This window comes from Vibrio sp. La 4.2.2, assembly GCF_027586995.1.
Lineage (GTDB): Bacteria > Pseudomonadota > Gammaproteobacteria > Enterobacterales > Vibrionaceae > Vibrio > Vibrio mediterranei.
Genome location: NZ_JAPPTJ010000004.1, coordinates 429,254 through 449,718, shown reverse-complemented (window position 1 = coordinate 449,718; position 20,465 = coordinate 429,254). Strand labels below are relative to the sequence as shown.

Below are 20,465 nucleotides of genomic sequence, written 5' to 3'. Positions count from 1 at the left end.
TTTGGCCGGACAATACGAACACACGGAAAGGTGAGCGCGATGATTTCGAAAACCATGAAAATGCCGAGAACGCTGTATGGAGAAGCGACGGGTATCGCACCTGGCTTATTACTCAGCATAGTAATAGCTGCGGCCGCGACGTTCGTCTCCGACCATTATGGTGGTCCCAAATTTCTTTATGCATTGTTGCTTGGTATTTCTCTGCATTTTCTTTCTGACCATGAAAAATGTGGTGCAGGTATCGAGTTTGCAGCTAAAAAATTGGTGCGCATAGGTGTTGCTTTATTAGGGGTACGCATTGCATACAGCGATGTCAGCACTATCGGATTAGATGGCGTTGGTATTCTTGCTGGTGCGGTGGTGTTGACCATCATGTTCAGCCTACTTTTTGCCAAGCTATTGAATGTTTCTGGCACATTTGGATTACTTGCAGGTGGCGCAACGGGAATCTGTGGTATTTCTGCGGCGATGGCCATTTCATCTACGATACCGCAAAACAAAGAGAATGAGCAGTACACGTTAATGACTGCAATTGGTGTGGCCTCGTTTTCAACGATTGCTATGGTGCTTTACCCATTAGTGGTGACCTCATTGCAGTTGTCATCCAGTGAAGCAGGCATGTTCTTAGGTGGTTCAATTCATGATGTCGCTCAGGTTGTTGGGGCAGGTTTTATGTTGTCGACAGAGATCGGTGATGCATCAACGTTGGCGAAAATGTTCCGAGTAGCCATGCTAATGCCAGTGATACTGCTAATCGCATTGTCATTTCGAGCGCAAAAACAAAGTGACGGAAAGGAAAACCATATTAATGCGCCAATAATCCCTTTTTTCCTATTGGTGTTTATTGCTCTGATTGTTGTCAATAGCTTTAATCTTGTCCCTGATTCTGTCTCGGAAGGTATGTCAGAAATATCTAAGTGGTGCTTGGTTATTTCAATTGCAGCCTTAGGCGTAAAGACATCATTTGAGAAGCTTTTCTCATTAGGGTGGAAACCAATCATATTGCTTTTACTAAATGCAATGTTCATTGCCGGGTATATGTTGGCGGTAATTTACACCCAGAGAATGATTTAATTAGCTAATTCATATTTCGGTAGCAAGAGTGTTCATTATGAATGATAAGCATTATATAAATACAATAGACGAACTATATGAAATAGTGAATTTATTTTCTGAATGCAATAATAATGACCCTTTGATATATCGAGCGGAAGAATGTTCAAAAGGCGGACTAATTCCAAGCTTGGGTAAAGTAAATAGTAATAATCTAAGGCGAGTAGAACAAGAGCTTCTTTCAACTATGAAAGTTTACGGTGTGCCGATGTTGGACTCTCGTGACATCAATGAATGGCTATTAATGTGTTTATCCAATCAGCAAGGGTTTCCAACGCGTTTACTTGAATGGACTGACAGTCTGTTTAACGTAATGTGGTCGGTTTGTAATAGCTCAACAGAGGACTGTGTAAATATTCTTAAGGTCCGGGACTGTCATAAGGTGAATTTTGTAAAATCTCCCCATGACATTGAAAATACGAAAATATTTAAAGCGACCGACTGCGATTTTAGAACGACGAAAAACGATGAATGGTACTCAATTCATCCATTTGAAAAGGAAAGAAATAGCAGCCTTCTTTCTCTTTATGATGATCAGCGATATGTAACGGATTTGATATCTATTTACATATCGCCATCGGTAAAAAATAACTTATTAAAGGAGCTAATATCTATGAGTGCATTAAACAAAACTTCAATAACAGTTGAAGAAAAAATGGCGAATATAGATTCCAAACATAATTTAGATAATAACGGTAAGACTAATAAGGGTGAAATAAATAACGACCTTGAAGTAATTGTTCATGATAGAAAACTGGAACAATATGGACGTAAGTATCATCAAGATTTTGATTTCGACTAGAAAAAATTAGCAGAGAAAGCAAACGAGCGTTTGAATTATCAGTGAGTGATAAATGCTTTTAAATCTAACGAGATCAATAATTAAATTATAAAAAAAACTAAATCTGTGAGCTTAAAGTTTGTACATACCATAACTCAAAGTTAGAGTTGGAGTGATGTTACAAACTTGTTAAGTTGCTGTAATTCTAGTTTAAATACTCTAATAAAACGGCAGTCTAAAACTGCTTTATATTAAATCAATAACGAAAACATAAAAGGACCCTGGAATATGAATATGCAAACCAATGCCGCGACATTAGTGCAGGAAAACCAAGTCGATACGACATTTTTACAGTCCTTTAGTGATGCGTGGAATAACCACGATATCGAAGCCTTAATGTCATTTATGACCGATGATTGTGTGTTCCACACTGTTGCAGGTGATGGCTTGCTAGGAAACACCATTGAAGGGTACGAAGCGGTTCGCAATAGTTTTGAGTTGGTATGGCAAAACTTTCCAGATGCAGCTTGGAGCGACCCTGTGCACTTTGTTTGCGGCGATAGAGCAGTAACAGAATCTACATTCTCCGCAACTAACCCAGATGGCACTGTTATCGAAGCTCGTATGGTGGACGTTTTCACGCTACGTGAAGGGAAGATCAGTGTTAAGAACGCCTTTAGAAAAACTCGACCAGTAATCACTCCCAATAAGTAAACGCGGCAACCATTGTTCGTTCACGTGTTATGACTAGGAGAGTCGAATTATGAGTTTAGTAATGGAACAACCAGCAGTAGATGCTGTAGAAGCTAAAGCGAAAAGTACCCAAGCCAAAGATAAATACGACCCGAAATATGATCCTCTAAAAGACAAAACGCCAGGTCACGGTAAAGAGTATGCGCCAACATACTGGGTTGATACGGCAGGTGCACCACCAGAAGATGATGGGCCAATAATGTCCGATATGGACGTTGATGTTGCCATTATTGGTTCTGGATTTACTGGGCTGAGTACGGCTATACACCTTGCCGAAATGTACGGTATTAAAGCAACCGTTATTGAGGCGAATCGCTTAAGTTGGGGCTGCAGTACTCGAAATGGTGGTCAGGCTCAATGTGCTTCAGGGAGGCTAAAGCGCTCTCAGTGGATTGAACGCTGGGGTCTAGAAACGGCTTTGAAAATGCACCGCGAATGCGTTGATGGTATGAACACATTCAAAGAGTTAATCAAAGATATCGACTGCGACCCACAGCCTGGTGGTCACCTCTATGTGGCGCACCGACCCAAAATGATGCCTGGTTTAGAGAAAGAAGCAAAACTGCTGCGTGACACCTTCAATTACGATGCGCAAATTTTGGACGCTGAGACAGTAAAACGCGATTACGTCGGCGATCAAGAAGCCGCAGGTGCAATGCACGAGCCAGAAGGCATCGGCATTCACGCAGGTAAACTAGCGTTTGGCTACTTGAGAAAAGCACGAGCATTGGGTGTGAAAGTTCATCCGTCAAGCCCTGTTATGGGATGGGAAACTCGCGGAGGCGTGCACTACCTCAAAACACCAGGTGGTGTGGTAAAGGCTCGTTCAGTGGGGGTTTGCACTGGTGGCTACACTAGTCAAGGTCTGCACTCTGAGCTAAAAAACCGTTTGTTGCCAGTGCTGTCCAATTCAATGGTTACACGCCCTTTGACGCAACAGGAGATTGCCGCGTGTAATTTCAAAACCAATCAGGTGATTACAGATACGCGTGTTCTTCGTCATTACTATCGCTTGCTACCAGACAATCGAGTTCAGATAGGAACTCGCAGTGCCATTACAGGTAAAAATGCGCCAGAGAAGAAATATGAAGATATGTTGCGCGCCGATCTCACGCGTAAATTCCCAGCCCTAGATCAGATCAAAATCGATTACTCATGGTGGGGATGGGTGGATGTAAGCCACGATATGATGCCAAGGATCTATCAGCCCAATCCATCGCAATCCATATTCTACGCCTTAGGTTACGGCGGTAATGGTGTGATGTATTCCGCACAAGCCGGCAAACGTCTGGCTCAATGGATTGGCGGAGAAGGACACAAACTGGATCTACCCATATTCGAATCAAAACTTCCGTTTCCAAACGTGAGGGAAGTGGTGGAATCAGAGATGTTTGCACCATTTCGACGAGTAGGACAGCGATTCCTTTATCAGTGGTATTCGCTAAAGGATGAGGTGCTGTGACACTCAAAATATGTTTCCAAAATAGGGAAATAATGACGACCAGGAAAGTTGTACCAGGTCACCTTGTGAGCAAAGTACAGAGCGGATGTCTGTACGATATTAAAGGTTAAGACTATGAAACTTATTAAGAACAAAATCATTGCGGGTATGACAATTGCGGCGACGGCAGTGTTCTCATATACGGCTGCGGCAGCAAATTTCAAAATGGCTATTGGCGATGCCGCTGGCGGAACGCAATGGGAGCTAGCCACGACGTTCTCCGAGCTAATGGAGAAAAAGACGGATGGCAAAGTAAAGATTGACCTATTTCCAAATGGACAATTGGGTAATGAACAAGACACCGTCAATGATGCGGCTATCGGTCTATTAGACTTCTCTGTTCTAGCTATAAACAACGTAACGCCCTTCTCACCAACGGTTGGCCTACTAACCATGCCATATGTAATTCAAAGTCCTGAAGAAGCTGTGCTATTGACACAAGGTCAGGTTGGTCAGGAACTGGTTGAAAACACCATTCGTGATGCAGGCGTTCGCATTGTAGGTTGGGCGTACTCAGGCTTTAGAGTCTTGACCAACTCGAAGAAACCAGTGGCTTCACCGGAAGATTTAAAAGGGTTGGTTATTCGTGTTCCTCGTAACGAAATCATGATCGCGTCTTATCAAGCATGGGGCGTAAACCCAACACCAATGGCGTGGTCTGAGACCTTTACAGGTCTGCAACAGGGCGTGGTAGATGGTCAAGATAACCCATACATCACAGTGTATGCGATGAAATTTAATGAGGTACAAAAGTATGTCACTAATATTCGCTACATCTTCTCTCTTGAGCCGTTGATTGTCAGTGAAACTGTATTCCAGCAACAGACTCCAGAGATGCAAAAAACCATTCTGGAAGCAGGCCAAGAGGCGACAGAGCACAGCTTTGCTTACCTAGAGCAAACTGAAAGCAAGATCCGTAAAGACCTTGAAGACAAAGGCATGGTGTTTACCGATCCAGCGAACGGCGAAAAAGAGTGGATCGAGAAAGTCACAACGTCTGTTTGGCCAAAATTCTACTCAAGCATCGGAGGTAAAGAGAAGCTAGACAACGTTCTTGAGCTACTGGGTAGACAATAACGATTAGTTACGCCCTATCTATTGGTGACCTGATAGATAGGGTTTTTGCATGGCTTTACTCGTTTATCTGTTCATACATATTGAGCGACTGGTTGTCATGTAAAAATCAACATTGGAGGTTATATGTCAGTCGCTAAAATAATTAGAAAACACCTAAACAACATTGAGGAGTACACCTGTTGTTTACTACTAGCGAGCTTTGTCTTACTGCTGTTCACGCAAATTTTATCTCGTCAGTTGTTTGACTATTCCATTCCTTGGGGTGATGAAGTCGCCACCTACATGTTTGTTTGGTTCGCTTATTTAGGTGCGGTGGTTGCAGCGAAAATGTCCGCTCATAACCGAGTAAGTTTCCACTTCAAGTTCTTTCCACCCATTGTTCAGACCATCAGTGAAACCATCGCAGATTTCTTATGGCTGCTGTTCAACGGTTACTTTGTTTACCTCAGTTACGACTTTGTTTTCAACAAAATGAATCTATTTTGGAAATCACAAACGACTGGCATCCCAATGAAGTACTTCTACATGATTTTGCCGATAGCCTTTTCCCTAATGATGGTTCGAATCATTTGGAACAATTATGAGCGTTTATTCAAAGGGGCTCAAAATGAAGACCCCGAAGTAAAAGAGCTTCGCAAAATGACCGCTCAAAAGTCACTGCCATAGTCGTAACAGAGAGATGTAATTATGGAATCCTATTTAACTCTAATCTTATTTGGTGGTTTTTTAACGCTGTTAATCCTTGGCGCGCCAATTACCGTATCGCTCGCAGGTGCCTCCATGGCCGCGTATTTGATATTGGATAAAAACCCGATTGCACTTGTGCAAATTGCGTTTACCTCAGTGGGTAACTTCCCGTTGATGGCATTGCCATCGTTTGTACTGGCTGGTGCTTTGATGGAAGCTGCCGGTATCTCCAAACGCTTGGTAGACATTGCCGAAAGCTTAGCGGGGCCTGTAACCGGCGGCCTCGGAGCGGCAACCGTTATGGCGTGTCTATTCTTTGGTGCCATCTCTGGCTCTGGACCCGCAACCACTGCAGCAGTAGGTATGTTAATGGTACCGGCTATGGTGAAGCGTGATTATGAAAAAAGTTATGCTTCCGCGGTTACCGCGGCCTCCGGCGGACTTGGGATCATTATTCCACCGTCGATTCCGTTGGTCATCTTCGGTATCTCTGCAATGGGTTTGATGGCGCCGCCTGAGGCTATTGCTCAGCACGGCCAGTTTGCCTCGCTGTCGATTCCTAAACTGTTTGTCGCGGGTGTTATTCCTGGTTTGATCATGGCATCAACCTTGGTGTTCACCAATTACATGATTGCCAAAAAACAAGGCTATCAAGGGCTGACTGAAAACTGGTCTTTTGGTGAGATTCGACACTCATTGCGTCGGGGACTTTGGTCAATATTAGCGCCATTTTTGATTCTCGGTGGTATCTATAGCGGTATGTTTACTCCAACAGAGTCTGCGGTGGTTGCTATTTTCTACTCGCTATTTGTTGGTTTATTTATTCACCGCGAACTGTCATTCAAAAATATCCTTAAGTCCCTGTCGACGACAACATGGATTACTGGGCGCGTCCTATTGATCTTATTCGCGGCAACCGTGTTTGGTCGCTTACTGATTGAGCAAAAGATTCCAGTAGTGGTCGCCGAGTCATTGCTTGGCTTTACCGACAATATGTATCTCGTTTGGGCATTAACTATCATTTTATTGCTGTTTATCGGCATGTTTATGGAAACGTTAGCGGCAATCATGATTATCGTGCCTGTTCTGCTACCTATTATGTACATGCTTGGCGCTGATCCAACTCACGTAGGTATTGTTGTGGTATGTACGTTATCGATAGGGTTTGCGACGCCACCTCTCGGGGAGAATATTTTTGTCGCCTCAGGGATAGGGGGAGCCACGGTGGAACAGATTACCGCGAAGATCCACCCATTTGTGCTGGCTTCGGTAATTGGCGTGTTTGTTATTGCCTTCTTCCCACAAATTACGCTATGGCTTCCGTCATTAGTCGGCTATTAGGAGAGATATCCATGAACGTATTGAAACTGATGGTGTTAGGCTGTGCCTTGTCCGGCATGGTAACGAGTTTTGTTGTAAGAGCTGAAAGCAGCCCTGCCGTCAATGTCTTGGATATTACCGAGCCTCATGTCGCCAGTGACGCAGAAAAGCGTGCCAAAACCTTGTTGGCGAAAGCGGTGATACATGTACAAACCGAAGGGGATGAGAGTGTTAAAGATTTCATGAGTGACCCCGAATACATTGATGGAGAGCTCTATGTCTTTGCCTTAGGTATTGATGGCGAATTTCTCGCCAGTGGAGGCTCGTCTATGGTGTTGGTTGGTGACAGTGTGCTCGATACTCAAGATGTTTACGGTAAGCCGTTTTTCCGAGAGATGATCACGAAAGCGGTACATGATGGTTACGGTGAAGTGAAGTACAACTGGGCTAACCCTACCGACCGTATGGGGGAGCCCAAAACTACGTTCTTTGAACGTGTAGGTGATGTAATCGTTGCTGTGGGCTATTACCCCGAGCGTTCCAGTGCAGCTGAGGCGAAACGATTACTGGCTAGGGCAATGAAAGCCATGGTGGAATCTGAACAGAAAAGTATCGATGAGTTTAACGACACCGACGGTAGTTTCGTGGAAGGGGATTTATACGTATTTGTAATGGATATGAATTCGGGTAAGTTTCTTGCTCATGGTGCGTCTCCTGAATTAGTGGGCCGCTCACATGATGAGATCCTAAGCCCAGATAACAAACCTATTCTCACCGAATTACTGACTCTAGCTAAGGAAAATGGACGCGGCGTTTATACCTATAAATGGTTGAACCCTCAGTCGAACAAAGTTGAAACCAAACACACATACTACCGTGTGATCGACAATAAACTTGTCGCTGTGGGCTATTACGTTAAAACTGCTTCATCTTAATCCCATCCCCCTTCTTCATCGCTATCAGCCGTGTTGTATTGGTTGGTAGCGAACCCTTTAAATTCCTTTTTTATATTCATATAAAGCACAATAGTGGAACAATTTGTTTCATATACATTGATTATGTAGATCTGTGTCATGGTATTTAAAACAAATTATAACAATTACTGCATTTTTTATTGATTGAATTCCATGAAGTTACTAACAATATAGATATGCTCAAAATATAGCCAGCTAGAGGTCGCTTCATGTCACAGGAACGAACTGTTTCGAATGAAAAGGAAATGCAACTCATAGGAGAAGTGACGTGGTTGTTACTGCAATCTCCCTTACACAGAGAATACCCCCTTCACGTCTTGGAGAGTCGCTTCCTTAACGCGATTCGACTGGGACAATGCCGCATTTACTACGATAGCAAGGGTCCAATTGGTCTAGTGACTTGGGCTCAAGTGACTGAAGTCTGGCATCAAAAACTGATGGAACAGGATGAGTGGCTACCTGAAGAAGAATGGAACCGAGGTAACTATTTATGGTTCATGGACTTCATTGCTCCATTTGGTAACTGCACATCTATTCGCCGTTCGCTCAGTGCTCAATTTCGACATAAAACCAAAGCATGGTGTCGCCGAATAGGTGATGAAAAGCGAGCGGATCGCGTGTTCTTGCACCGCAAAGGTCATTTAACGGATGAACAAGAAGGATATTTGAATTGATGGCACTCGATGAGATGTTTCATCGAGTGGCGACATCAATGTAAGGCAACTTAAAAGTAAGGGAGAAATATGGGTACTCGAAATTACCGAGGTGGCAACGGCGCGGATAGGCTCCATGCGGGTCACGCCACACACAAAAGCATCATCTCTGGCGGAGGTGGTAACGACGATTTGAATGCTGGACACACAACATGGGAGTCGTGGATTTACGGGGGAGATGGCAACGATGTCATTGGTAACTACAACAAGGCCCTTAATCAAATCTACATCTGGGATGGCGCGGGAGATGACTACGTTAATGTCGGTGCTGTCAACGTAAACATCTATGCTAGTTCGGGCAATGATACCTATAAAGTGACGTCTGGTAGCAATGTGTATATTGAGCTAGGTACAGGTGAGAAGGATGTTACGGTTAACTACGTTGGTTCGAAGGCTACCTTAGTTGAAAAGGGTTACTGGTATGACCGCGATATTAATGTGAAGTCTGCCAACACCAGTGTCACGACTGGCTATGGTAACGATACGGTGTACGCCTTTGGTCTGTTCTCATGCAAAGTGGAAAGTTGGGGTGGCAACAATAACATCATTGCTGAGGGTGCTGGGGTTAACGTTAAAACAGGCAGTGGTCACGATACCATCACAAGCAGCGCTGTTTCCTCCTATATCCATAGTGGTGATGGCGATGATTGGATTGTATCAAAAGGCGCATCGGTCAAGGCTCATACTGGCTGGAATGGTAACAACTATGTCTATGCTGGAGGGGCTCACGCTGACATTTGGACTGGTAATGGGCACGATGAAATAGATGCGAGAGGCATTTACGCCAAGATCCGCACTGAAGGCGGCGATGACATAATTAATATCAATGCTGTGGGTGCCACGGTCAATGCCGGAAGTGGCAATAACGATTTATATATTCGCGCAGCAGGAGCCAATATCACCGCCGGAAATGGTAATGATTATGCCTATGTCGGGGCAGGTGTTGGGTTAGTGGACCTAGGGCACGGTAACAATACGGTTGATTATCGAGCTGTTGGGGGCACGGTACGTGTTGGTAATGGCAATGACCGTATTAATGTTCGTGCCGTCGGTGTCAGCATGAATGTTGAAGAGGGTAATAACCACCTCGACGTTAGAGCCGCAGGCGCAAATATTACCGCAGGTAACGGTAACGATTATGCCTATGTTGGCGCTGCAGTAGGCCTGCTCAACTTAGGACATGGCAATAATACCGTTGATTTTCATGCGGTAGGCGGGGAAGTGCGTGTCGGTGATGGTAACGATCGTATTAACGTTCGAGCTGTTGGCGTCAATATTGATGCGAAAGGGGGCAATAACCATATTGATGTGAGAGCGGCAGGTGCTCGTATTACCGCAGGAAACGGCAACGATTACGCGTACGTTGGTGCGGGTGTAGGGTTGCTCGATCTTGGTCACGGTAACAACCATGTTGTCTTACATGCAGCTGGTGGCAATGTGTTTGTCGGTGATGGTGACGACCGCATTGAAGTGAAAGCGGTCGGCGTAAAAATCGACGCAAAGAATGGTGACAATTCGATTTTTGTCAGCGCAGCTGGAGCGGAGATCAGTAGTGGTAGTGGCAATGATGTCATTGAATCGCTGTCTATAGGTGGTCAGTCGATAGATTCAGGTAACGGTAATGACGCTATCAAAGCTTATGGCGGCGTTAACGTGGTCTCTGCAGGTTGGGGCAACAATACCATTGATGCTCGTGGTGGCCTTAATGTGGTTCAAGTGGCTCACGGAGACAACTCAATTTATACCGCTGGTGGTATGAATGTTGTGCTGTCAGGGCATGGCCAAAACAACATTGATGCCTTTGGTGGTGGAAACTTTGTCTTTACGGGTAATGGCAGAAACACCATTCACGCAGCGGGCGGTCTAAATATCGTCTTTGCTGGTGACGGTAAGAATATTATCCGTGCAGAGGGCGGCTTTAATATTATTGGTACCGGCAATGGCGGTGGTTCGGGGGCTTCTTCAGTCGGGCAAGTTGCGCATGGTGAAGTCGCAGGTAATGAAATCCGAGCTTATAGCTTTGGTAACTTTATTTTGTCTGGTGATGGCGACGACAAAATTCGAGCAGGTGGATTACTATCGATCGTGACCGAAGATGGTGATGACTTTGGCAAAGACACTGGTGTCGACCATCTAAAAAATCTCGCTAACGTTACCAGTGCTGGCAACATTGTTTTGGCTGGAGAAGGGAATAATGTTGTCAAAGCATATGGTGGCGGCAACTTAGTGCAAACGGGCTCAGGTAACGACCTCATTGTCGCCTTTGGTTACGCTAACCTGATTATTGCTGGTGATGGCACCAACGATATTACGACCTTGGGAATGTATAACATCATCTGGGGTGGTTCTGGCGATGATACCCTTTGCTCTATGGGTGATGCCAACATATTTATTGCAGGTGATGGCAATAACACTATGACGGCCATAGGCACCAATAATGTGTTCCTTGGTGCTGGTGGTAACGATGATGTAATGGTTGGCGGCGCCAATAACATCATGGTGATGGGGGGCGGCGACAATATTGCTATCGCAGTGGGCGCGAATAACTTCTTCCAAGGCGCGAGTGGTAACGATACCTTCGCCGGGTTAGGTAATCTCAATGCTATGCTCGCTGGCAATGGTGACAACTTCTTGCTGGGCGTGGGAGCTAAAAACTTATTCTGGTCTGGCGATGGTGACGATACGCTCATTGCGTTAGGTCAACTAAACGTGATGCTAGCCGGTGACGGTGAAAACAGCGTGATAGTGGCCGGAATGGACAATATCGTTTTGACTGGTAGCGATGATGACTCTGTTGCGGCGCTCGGTTCCAAGAACATTATTTCTACAGCATCAGGTAACGACACCATCTACGCGTTTGGTTACACCAACTTTGTCCACTCAGGTGGTGGTGACGATGTTGCTATTATGGGTGGCCGCTACAATGTGGCACTCACAGGGTGGGGTAATGACATTGTTGCTGCTGCAGGGCAACATAACATTATGCTTACCGAAGGTGGAGACGATGTCGTATTGACTATTGGTCAAAATAACGTCGTTATGTCTGGCAGTGGTAACGATGTTGTTGCCGCATTCGGCAAAGAGAATTGGATCGCCGCAGGTGGTGGGGCCGATATCATTCTCGCTGTCGGTAAGCGCAATATGATCGCCGCGGACAATGAGATTACTTTTTCTACGGAAGAGATTACCGAGCTCAAAAAGGGCACTGGCAATATGTTCCAAGATAAGGATGAGAAAGGTGAGCGCAGTGGTGATCCCGTTGAAGGCAGCTTAGGTTCTGCAAGTTTTGAAGCAGAACTGCAAGCGACCGCTAACTTCAATGTCCTGTTCCCTGAACTAGACTTCTCTGATCCGAGTGTGCCTGATTGGAAAACCCCTTCCTTCACTATTCCTCAATATGATTTTGAGATTCCACCTATTCCCGAGGTGAAGTCTGCACCATCATACAAATATGGTTCTCTTGGCAACTATGGATTACCGGAAATTCATCTGCCTACATTAAGTACTCCTGAAATTGAGATTCCAAGCATCACGCTTCCATCGCTATGTATGCCTTCATTAAGTGGCTTTGGTGTTGAAGTGGATAGGTTTGATCTTGAACTCACTTATGAGTTGGATGTGAATTCAGGGATATTCAGCGGTATGGATTCGTTGATTGGTGATATTGCTGGCTATGAGTCGGGAGGCGGTCAGAGTCGCAACATTCTCAACTCTCAAGCGGAGTTTAAACCGAGAATCAACGACAACGGTGTTTTCCTCAATACCTACACACACCAGTCGGCAGATTTGGGCAATATCGACACCGCAACTAAAGCGGCTTCAGACAATTACTTTTTGTACGGAGATGAAGACACTCCAGCAGAAGCGGGAACCAATAATCATCTAATTAATGACACCTCTGTGGGGACTTGGAACACGCCGGACGACTTTGAGCTTCGTCATAAGGATGATATTACCCTCGGTGAATCCTCGGACTCTACGGTGGACAGTTCTGGCGATTCCGCACCTACTCCAGAATTTACTACGGTTCAACTGCCTACCTTATTGCTGCCTGAAATTAAAGTGCCAGAGTTCAATTTGAATGGTTTTGATTTGTCGGGCTTTAGCTTGTTTGGAACGGCATTGAGTGGTCGCGAATTTTACGGTTTCCAAATCCCAGATTTTGAGATACCAGAGTTTGGCGTGCCAGATTTTAGCCTGGGCGATTATGTGGAAATGGACTCGTTGACGATACCATCTCAGACGGTGAATATCCCTGCGTTCTCCATTCCCAATGTGATTGGTATTGATTGGTCACAGAGGTTGCCATCGTTTAACCATGACTACTATCTGTTGCAACAAAATCAAGAAGGTGACTGGGGTGACTTGATGTTGGCGTTAGGAGATACCAACCGCATGATGGGCGGTCGTGGTGACGATGTAGCCATTGGTGTCGGACGCGAGAACGTAGTCTACACCGGACGTGGTAACGATATTGCGCTGATGGTTGGCGCGAAGAATATCTGGCGTGACGACTACGGCTCCAATGTGGCGCTCGCGATTGGTGCTGAAAATACCTTAGCAGGTGGCTTCGATAATGACGTGATGCTGGCGATTGGTAATGAGAACAACCTAGCTGGTGGCACTGGTGAGAACTTGATGGCAGCGATAGGTAACAAAAACACCATTAAAGGCGATACTGCACCCGGCCTTCCGGGGGTGACCTCGAAGAACGTCATTTTTGCTCTAGGCAATGAAAATACCGTGAAAGGTGGTTTCGCCGTAACAACCGCCGTTGTTGTGGGTCGTAAAAATAATGTCAGTACGACGTTTGAAAATGACTATGTGGTGTCCATAGGCGTGGAAAATACGGTCTCCTTACATAAAGGTAGTGACGTTGCTTTCGTGATGGGTATTGATAACAAAGTATATGGTGACTATGTCGATGAGTTTGGATCTGCAAGTGATGTGTTGTTTGCCGCAGGCGTGCGTAATCTAGTCGATGGTGGTGGAGGCAATGACGGTATATTTGTTGGTGGCCTGTTCAACCATGTTGTAGGTGGTAATGGTGATGACCTCATAGTTGCCATGGGCAGTAAGTCGGTTGTCAGCGGCGGTAGTGGTAATGATGTGATTGCTACTATTGGTGGTGCTAACACGGTGACCGCAGGTTTAGGTGATGACTTTGCGATTAACATGGGACTGGCCAATGTGGTGTCCATGGGAGATGGCAATGACACCGTATTTAATATCGGTTTAGCTGGTGTTAGCTCTGGTGGTGAAGGTAATGATGTCTTCCTCAACCTAGGTTGGGAGACCTTCGACTTACTAACCTCAAGCGGCGCAACAATCATCAATAATGTGTTAGGTGGTATTACCGACTTTATGGGTAACGTTGTTAGTACTTTTGGTGGTGATAAGCACGATAGTATCGCTTCTCTGTTCAGCTTTGATGATCAGTCTGTATCTTTAGGGAACTCAGGAAATGACGTGTTCGTGTCTGGATTCGGTAGTGCTCAAGTAACTGGTGGCGAAGGCAATGACAGCTATCGGTTTACATTGGGAAGCGGCCGTTTTGATATTTATGAGTCGGATATTGTGTCTGAAGTTGACTCGTTATTTATCAACAGCAACAACACTCAGAATGACCTGAATTTTACCTTGGATAACCTCGTTCTTTCTGAAGATTACTCTCAGCTCGATATTGTTTTTGGCAATGAGTCGCTTGGCGAAATTGGCTTAAACAACTGGGGCGATAACGACGTATTTGAAGTCGAAGGATTGTCCAGCCTAACCTTCGCACAGCTAAAACAGCACTGGGATAGTATGGATGCGTCGGCATCTGAACAGCTGCGTGGCTTTGCTGCTTTTGATTCAGTTGCAGCGTTAGAGGCAGGAGCTGAAGCAACGGTAGCTTGGTTACAAGACGGAGAGGCAAATAAGGTTGACTTTGGAGATGTAAACAACGAGCTGTCGAGCGTTGTGGAAACAATACTTGGCGACATGCACGATTCTAAATCCAAAATTGATAGCGCAGTAAGTCTTGCGTAATCGGGAGCCTGACTCAGTGATTGAGTCAGGCCTTTTTTTTCTAAATAAGGAAAGCAAAATCATGGCAGATCAACATTACATTGATGGTATTGAAAACGTCGCAATCATCGCGGGCAATATTCGCATGGATTTTTACACCTTTGCGGTGGATCCAGAGACTAGCGGTAAAGAGCCTCCAAAGGAGCATAACTTGCGATTGGTGATGTCTCCCGATGCGTTTTTACGAAGCTGGCAAACCCACACTCAGCTACTCGAAGAATTGAAAAGTAGAGGTTTGATTACTGAGAAGCCGGCCGAAGGTACAAGCAGCGACCAAGAGAAAACCACATTAGCGCCAAGTTTTAGCTAATTGAAAAATAGTAGGAATAGATATGAACACAGCATTGGAGGCGTACGTTCTTATCGCTAGGTATTATCAGGTTTATCACTCTGTCGATACTTTAAAGCGGGATCATGAAATCAAGGAAGATGACATGAGTTCGCTCGATTTAACGCTGCTGATTAATCAAACTGGGCTTAATGCCAAATGCGAAAAACTGCGTTGGCGACAACTATCTAAGTTGGGCGCTGCGTTCCCAGTTATTCTTAAATTGAAGCACGGTGACTTTGTTATCGCTGCTGGCGTTCAGTCTACGTCTGAAGGCAAACTAGAAGTTCTGATTCAAGACCCTAAGGCAGAATCAACAGAATTGTTGTCGGTTGATGAAGCTACCTTTCGTCGCTGTTGGAAAGGAGATGTGATTTTTGTTAGACCTCTCGGTGTGGATGTTGGCATCGAACAACCCTTTGGTTTTGGCTGGTTGTTCCACGAAGCACTTAAGCAGCCAAGCTTACTTTACACTATAGGAGCAGTGTCTCTTTTTCTGCATATCATCGCCTTTGTCGTGCCGTTATTTTCCATGATTGTTTTCGACAAGGTTATTGGCTATTCCGGCTACGCCACTTTACACGTGCTTTTCATCGCTGCTATTGCCGCTCTTGCAATCAGTGGTGTATTGGCATTCATCCGCAATCTGATCGTTTTACACTCAGTGGCACGATTGGATATCGAAATAGCACACTTGACTTGCCGTAGGTTGTTTCGGCTACCGCTGGCTTTTTTCCACAAGGTGGCATCCGGCAAGCTCGCCAAGCAAGTTCAAGAAGCCAGTGGCATTCGTGAGTTTATCACTGGCAACCTATTGTTTACCCTGATTGAACTCACGTCAGTGGTGGTGTTGCTTCCTGTGATGTGGTTTTTCAGCCCTACGCTCACTTGGATTGTGGCTGGGTTTTGCTGCGTCATTATGATGGCATTATTCGCAATTCTTCGGCCTTATCGACGCCAGCTAGAGGCGCTTTATCTCTCGGAAGCAGAGCGACAATCCATAGTGGTTGAAAATGTGAAAGGCATGGAAACCATAAAAAGTATGGCGATAGAAAAACGTCAGCAACAAGAGTGGCTGGATGTCACAGCTGATGTAGTGTCTCGTCAGCACACCGTTGGCCGTTGGAGTGGTTACATCAATGAGATCAGTGGCTTTTTGCAGAAAGTGATGTCATTGGTGATTATTTGGCTTGGTGCTCAGTTGGTATTAGCAGGGGAGCTGACGATTGGTACTTTAGTTGCCTTTAATATCATGGCGAGCCGTATTGCAGGGCCTTTGGTGCAACTCATTGGACTAACTAGCAAGTTTCAACAGATATCCATTAGTGTTGATATGCTAGGTCGAGTGCTTAATAGTCCTCCAGAGCGGGTGAGAGAAGGAGGAGTGACGTCGCCAATCAAGGGGGAAATCGCCATCAGTCAGTTGGGATTTCAGTATGCACCTGATTTACCTGCCGCGATTAATCAGCTCAGCGTACATATTCATCAAGGCCAGAAAATAGGCATTGTAGGCCCTAGTGGTTCAGGAAAGAGCACATTAACTCGCTTGCTACTCGGATTTTATCGACCGAATCAAGGCTCGATTCGTATTGATAATAATGAACTACGCGAATATGAACCAGGGTATCTTCGCTCCCAAATCGGCATTGTATTGCAAGACAGCTTCCTGTTTCGAGGGACGATAAAAGACAATATCGCTAAAGCCAACCCGAGCAAATCGTTGGAAGAGATCATCGATGTTGCCAGACTCACTGGCGCCGATAGTTTTATCGATAAACTCCCTATGGGTTACGACACGGTGTTGGAAGAAAATGGCAGCAATTTGTCGGGAGGTCAGCGGCAGCGACTCAACTTTGCGCGTGCGTTACTAAATAGCCCTCCAATATTGTTAATGGATGAAGCTACGAGTGCACTTGATGCCGACAGTGAGCAGCACATACTTAACAACCTTCATGCGCTTGCTCGTGGGCGAACGCTAATTAACATTTCTCATCGTTTATCTTCCATGGTTTACATGGACAAAATCCTTGTTCTCAAAGATGGTGAGCTAGTAGATTTTGCACCTCATCAGGAGCTGTTAGCACGATGCGATTTGTATCAGCAGTTGTGGCATAAACAGCATGCGTCCATTGAGCATAAGTCTGCACAACCTAGCTTCGAACAACCTGAGGAGATCGTGGCCTCATGAATATTAAGCACAAGGATGAGCTGTTAAACCATGCTCCCTTATGGCAACAAATTCGTCATTCTTACCCTAATCGGCTGGTTTCGCTTTCTGTTTGGGTGATTCTAGGTGCTTTATTTCTACTGATTATTTGGGCCAGTGTATCTAAGGTAAACACCTTTGTTGTTGCTCGTGGCCACGTTAAACCTATGGCACAAAATATAGTCATTCAAAGTCAAGCCGAGGGCGTTTTAGAGCAGTTTGTCATTCAAGTTGGCGACCAAGTAGCAAAAGGTGATCTTATTGCTGTTATCGATGGTCGAGCGATCGATTCGGATATTCACGTTACTCGATATCAAATGACGCGCCTTAAAGAACGCATTCGTCGCTTGGAGGCAGAGCTTGCCGAGACGCCTTACTTAATAGAAAACCCGCCTCGCTCAGCGCAGAAATTAGAAATGACTCTGTTTGACGCGAGAAAAGGGGCATACGGTGCCACTATTGCGGCCAAAAAAGAGACCTTGCTGTCGCTGGATGAACGAATCCAAAGCTTGCACCAAGAGCAATCGGTGGTCATCGAACAAATCAGTTTGCAAACGTCGCTGGTTAAAGAGAGGCGACGTTTATATGAGCAGGAAAAGGACAAGTACAGACGCACGGGACCAAAGCGAGAGGCATTTCTAGATTCTCAAAAACAACTCCTTGAACTGCAAAGAAAAAAGACGTCACTTCTCAGTGGCATTACCTCTCTGACTACTGAAGCAAAAACGACGCTTAGTGATCTCAAGCGCTACATCAGTCAGCACAAAGTGGACGTTTCCGATCAACTGGTTAGTGCTACGCGAGAGTACATTGCGTTGAAGCAGCAATTAGTGTCGGCGCAAAGTCAGCAGAGACTTTCAAAAATCCATGCCCCCATTGACGGTATTATCCTTAAAGTCGCAGATAAGACTTCGGGAACCTATGTGGCAACAAACGAATTCCTATATGAGATTGTGCCTATTAACACGCGAATGGAAATCGTGGTTGATTTGAATCCAGCCGATATTAACCAAGTTACATTGGGGGATGAGGTGACCATTAAGTTGGATTCGTTACCTTTTACCAAATACGGCACCATGCAAGGCAAGCTGCGCCAAGTAAGTGAGGATGTGTTAACTGACGATGTCTATGGGAAAGAAGGGTTAGCGTATCGAGGTTGGATTGATATCACTAGTGTTGATGGTATTCGAAATAAACCGGAGGAATTTCGATTACAGCCTGGTTTGTCGCTTGAGGCTAATATCCAAACCGACAAAAGAGCATTGATCTCGTACATTTTGTTCCCGATTGCGAGAGCGCTCGATGAGAGCTTTAGGGAGCCATAAATGAATAGATTATTGGTGGTAATGGTGGTGTTGCTTGCCGGGTGCTCAGTAACACCAGACAAAGTATCTGATGAACAAATAGAGTTGCGAGTACTGCAGCAACTTAACTGGATTCAAAACACGCAGATAGAAATTAACAAGCCTCTCACACTGTCGGATGCGGTGATTTTAGCGCTGAAAAATAATCTGGAGATTGAGCAAGCGAGATACAAGAATTTAATCGGTCAATCAGCGTTAAATAACGCCATGTTTGGCTTTTTACCCAAGCTAGATTCGAACTCCAATCGCTATGTGCGCAACAACGATGGTGGCGCAGTAGACGTACTTCCTCCTGCCCGAGACAAAAATTCGTCATCCACTACTATTTCTTGGTCCTCGTTAGATCTTGGTCAAGCATATTTACGCGCGCAGCAAGCTGGCAATGACCTGTTAATGGAACAGCAGCAACAAAGAAGGGTGATGAGCCGCATTGTTAGAGAAGTACTAAGTGCCTACCTAGTAGTTTCTGCCATGGAACAAGAAGTGTCGATCTCTCGCCAAACGCTGCAGACATTAGGTGAGATGTTAGACCAAGCAAAAGCGCTGGAGCAGACAGAGCTGGTTGACCCCTTAGTCCTATTGCAATATCAAGAGCAAATATTAAGCCTCAGGGTACAACTGCAAGATGTAGAGCAGGAATTTCTGAGCGCCAAGCAAGACCTCATGGTACTGATAAGTGCGCCAAGCCTAGATATTCCTCTTGAGCACAAAGGTGTCAACACGTTGGGGCTGAACATTGAGGATATTGCCCTTCCGGAGCTTGAACGATTCGCGCTCTATCATCGTTCTGACTTAATGGAGTCGATGTATCAAGTTCGCAACGCCGGTCTTGAGATCAAAAGAGCTTGGCTTGAGGCACTGCCAAATTTCTCAGTGGGTTATTCCAGTTACTACGACTCTGATCCTAACTTGCGTAATAATGAGTGGTTTCAGGTAGATTTAAATTTAGCGATTAAGGTGATCGAGTTGCTGACATTGCCTGCAAAACTGGACGAGTTGGAGCAGAAACAAGCATTAGAGAAATTAACCTCGCTAGCCAATGCGGTAGCGATCATCGGGCAAGTTCGTGCGGCGAATATTGATTACCAATCAGATAGGCTGCGATTGCAGATTCAATCTCAACGCGAAAAAACGTTAGAGGAAATAGTGCAGCTTCGTTCAGATCGTTTGAGTTACGAGTTAATGGATGAACTAGAAGTGTACAAAGCCAAGGTACAGCTGATCATCGCAAGAGTGAAAAAGGCACAAGCACATAGTCAATATCAAAGCTCGACTCTCAAAATGTTGGAGCAAGTTGGTGTCGACCTATTTCCCACCACATCCAATGTGGCAAGCAATGAACAGTTCAAACAAACCGTCGAGGCATGGCTCGATGACCTGCCAGTTCGAGTTTCTGCAATGCTCACACAACACACTCCACCTCTTACTTAAACACCAAACAATAGGATGTAACTTAGAGGCGAAATGTTTTTTTGAATTTGTGGCTAATTGAGTCACGGCCCTTTTTATTATTGAATAGAGCCGAGATAATTTTAAATCATTCGAATCTGAGATAAATATTTATCAGTAAGTTAAATAA

At 45.1% G+C, this 20,465-nt stretch carries 14 protein-coding genes; all 14 read left to right on the top strand.

Going from position 1 to position 20,465, the window contains the following annotated elements; translation table 11 throughout:
• Positions 1-39 precede the first annotated feature (39 nt).
• The 14 genes from OH456_RS11345 to OH456_RS11280 all read left to right on the top strand — a co-directional run bounded on the left by OH456_RS11345 (position 40) and on the right by OH456_RS11280 (position 20,317).
• Positions 40-1,074: a YeiH family protein gene (locus OH456_RS11345; protein WP_270033480.1), complete on the top strand. Its 1,035-nt coding sequence runs from the start codon at positions 40-42 to the stop codon at positions 1,072-1,074.
• 28 nt (positions 1,075-1,102) lie between these two features.
• Complete coding sequence (locus OH456_RS11340; protein WP_270033479.1) at positions 1,103-1,915, top strand: FRG domain-containing protein; 813 nt, start codon at positions 1,103-1,105, stop codon at positions 1,913-1,915.
• Between the two features lie 267 nt (positions 1,916-2,182).
• The gene (locus OH456_RS11335; protein ID WP_006069824.1) at positions 2,183-2,608 is read left to right on the top strand and encodes a nuclear transport factor 2 family protein; all 426 of its coding nucleotides are present in this window, start codon (positions 2,183-2,185) and stop codon (positions 2,606-2,608) included.
• A gap of 49 nt (positions 2,609-2,657) precedes the next feature.
• Positions 2,658-4,109, top strand: coding sequence for an NAD(P)/FAD-dependent oxidoreductase (locus OH456_RS11330; protein WP_006069825.1), 1,452 nt, complete (start codon positions 2,658-2,660; stop codon positions 4,107-4,109).
• 114 nt (positions 4,110-4,223) lie between these two features.
• Positions 4,224-5,225 carry a TRAP transporter substrate-binding protein gene (locus tag OH456_RS11325; protein ID WP_006069826.1) on the top strand — a complete coding sequence of 334 codons (1,002 nt, stop codon included), beginning with the start codon at positions 4,224-4,226 and terminating at the stop codon, positions 5,223-5,225.
• Positions 5,226-5,348: 123 nt separating this feature from the next.
• A complete protein-coding gene (locus OH456_RS11320) occupies positions 5,349-5,891 on the top strand; it encodes a TRAP transporter small permease (RefSeq protein ID WP_006069827.1) in 543 nt (180 codons plus the stop codon).
• Positions 5,892-5,912: 21 nt separating this feature from the next.
• Entirely contained in the window at positions 5,913-7,253 is a 1,341-nt protein-coding gene (locus OH456_RS11315) for a TRAP transporter large permease (RefSeq protein WP_006069828.1), read from the top strand.
• Between the two features lie 29 nt (positions 7,254-7,282).
• Complete coding sequence (locus OH456_RS11310) at positions 7,283-8,167, top strand: cache domain-containing protein (protein ID WP_438827599.1); 885 nt, start codon at positions 7,283-7,285, stop codon at positions 8,165-8,167.
• 248 nt (positions 8,168-8,415) lie between these two features.
• Entirely contained in the window at positions 8,416-8,880 is a 465-nt protein-coding gene (locus OH456_RS11305) for a toxin-activating lysine-acyltransferase (RefSeq protein ID WP_171393399.1), read from the top strand.
• Between the two features lie 69 nt (positions 8,881-8,949).
• Positions 8,950-14,949 carry a hypothetical protein gene (locus OH456_RS11300; protein ID WP_270033478.1) on the top strand — a complete coding sequence of 2,000 codons (6,000 nt, stop codon included), beginning with the start codon at positions 8,950-8,952 and terminating at the stop codon, positions 14,947-14,949.
• A 61-nt stretch (positions 14,950-15,010) separates the two neighbouring features.
• Positions 15,011-15,298, top strand: a complete 288-nt coding sequence (locus tag OH456_RS11295) for a hypothetical protein (protein WP_031493268.1) — start codon at positions 15,011-15,013, stop codon at positions 15,296-15,298.
• Positions 15,299-15,320: 22 nt separating this feature from the next.
• Positions 15,321-17,504, top strand: a complete 2,184-nt coding sequence (locus OH456_RS11290) for a peptidase domain-containing ABC transporter (protein ID WP_270033477.1) — start codon at positions 15,321-15,323, stop codon at positions 17,502-17,504.
• A complete protein-coding gene (locus tag OH456_RS11285) occupies positions 17,501-18,847 on the top strand; it encodes an HlyD family type I secretion periplasmic adaptor subunit (protein WP_252039287.1) in 1,347 nt (448 codons plus the stop codon). The genes OH456_RS11290 and OH456_RS11285 overlap by 4 nt, the downstream gene beginning before the upstream one ends.
• Entirely contained in the window at positions 18,848-20,317 is a 1,470-nt protein-coding gene (locus tag OH456_RS11280; RefSeq protein ID WP_270033476.1) for a TolC family protein, read from the top strand.
• Positions 20,318-20,465: the final 148 nt, after the last annotated feature.

Bases quoted from the DNA above. Each gene is read 5' to 3' on its own strand.
- OH456_RS11345 (WP_270033480.1), top strand. From the start codon at position 40: ATGATTTCGAAAACCATGAAAATGCCGAGAACGCTGTATGGAGAAGCG.
- OH456_RS11335 (WP_006069824.1), top strand. From the start codon at position 2,183: ATGAATATGCAAACCAATGCCGCGACATTAGTGCAGGAAAACCAAGTC.
- OH456_RS11330 (WP_006069825.1), top strand. From the start codon at position 2,658: ATGAGTTTAGTAATGGAACAACCAGCAGTAGATGCTGTAGAAGCTAAA.
- OH456_RS11325 (WP_006069826.1), top strand. From the start codon at position 4,224: ATGAAACTTATTAAGAACAAAATCATTGCGGGTATGACAATTGCGGCG.
- OH456_RS11320 (WP_006069827.1), top strand. From the start codon at position 5,349: ATGTCAGTCGCTAAAATAATTAGAAAACACCTAAACAACATTGAGGAG.
- OH456_RS11315 (WP_006069828.1), top strand. From the start codon at position 5,913: ATGGAATCCTATTTAACTCTAATCTTATTTGGTGGTTTTTTAACGCTG.
- OH456_RS11310 (WP_438827599.1), top strand. From the start codon at position 7,283: ATGGTGTTAGGCTGTGCCTTGTCCGGCATGGTAACGAGTTTTGTTGTA.
- OH456_RS11305 (WP_171393399.1), top strand. From the start codon at position 8,416: ATGTCACAGGAACGAACTGTTTCGAATGAAAAGGAAATGCAACTCATA.
- OH456_RS11300 (WP_270033478.1), top strand. From the start codon at position 8,950: ATGGGTACTCGAAATTACCGAGGTGGCAACGGCGCGGATAGGCTCCAT.
- OH456_RS11295 (WP_031493268.1), top strand. From the start codon at position 15,011: ATGGCAGATCAACATTACATTGATGGTATTGAAAACGTCGCAATCATC.
- OH456_RS11290 (WP_270033477.1), top strand. From the start codon at position 15,321: ATGAACACAGCATTGGAGGCGTACGTTCTTATCGCTAGGTATTATCAG.
- OH456_RS11285 (WP_252039287.1), top strand. From the start codon at position 17,501: ATGAATATTAAGCACAAGGATGAGCTGTTAAACCATGCTCCCTTATGG.
- OH456_RS11280 (WP_270033476.1), top strand. From the start codon at position 18,848: ATGAATAGATTATTGGTGGTAATGGTGGTGTTGCTTGCCGGGTGCTCA.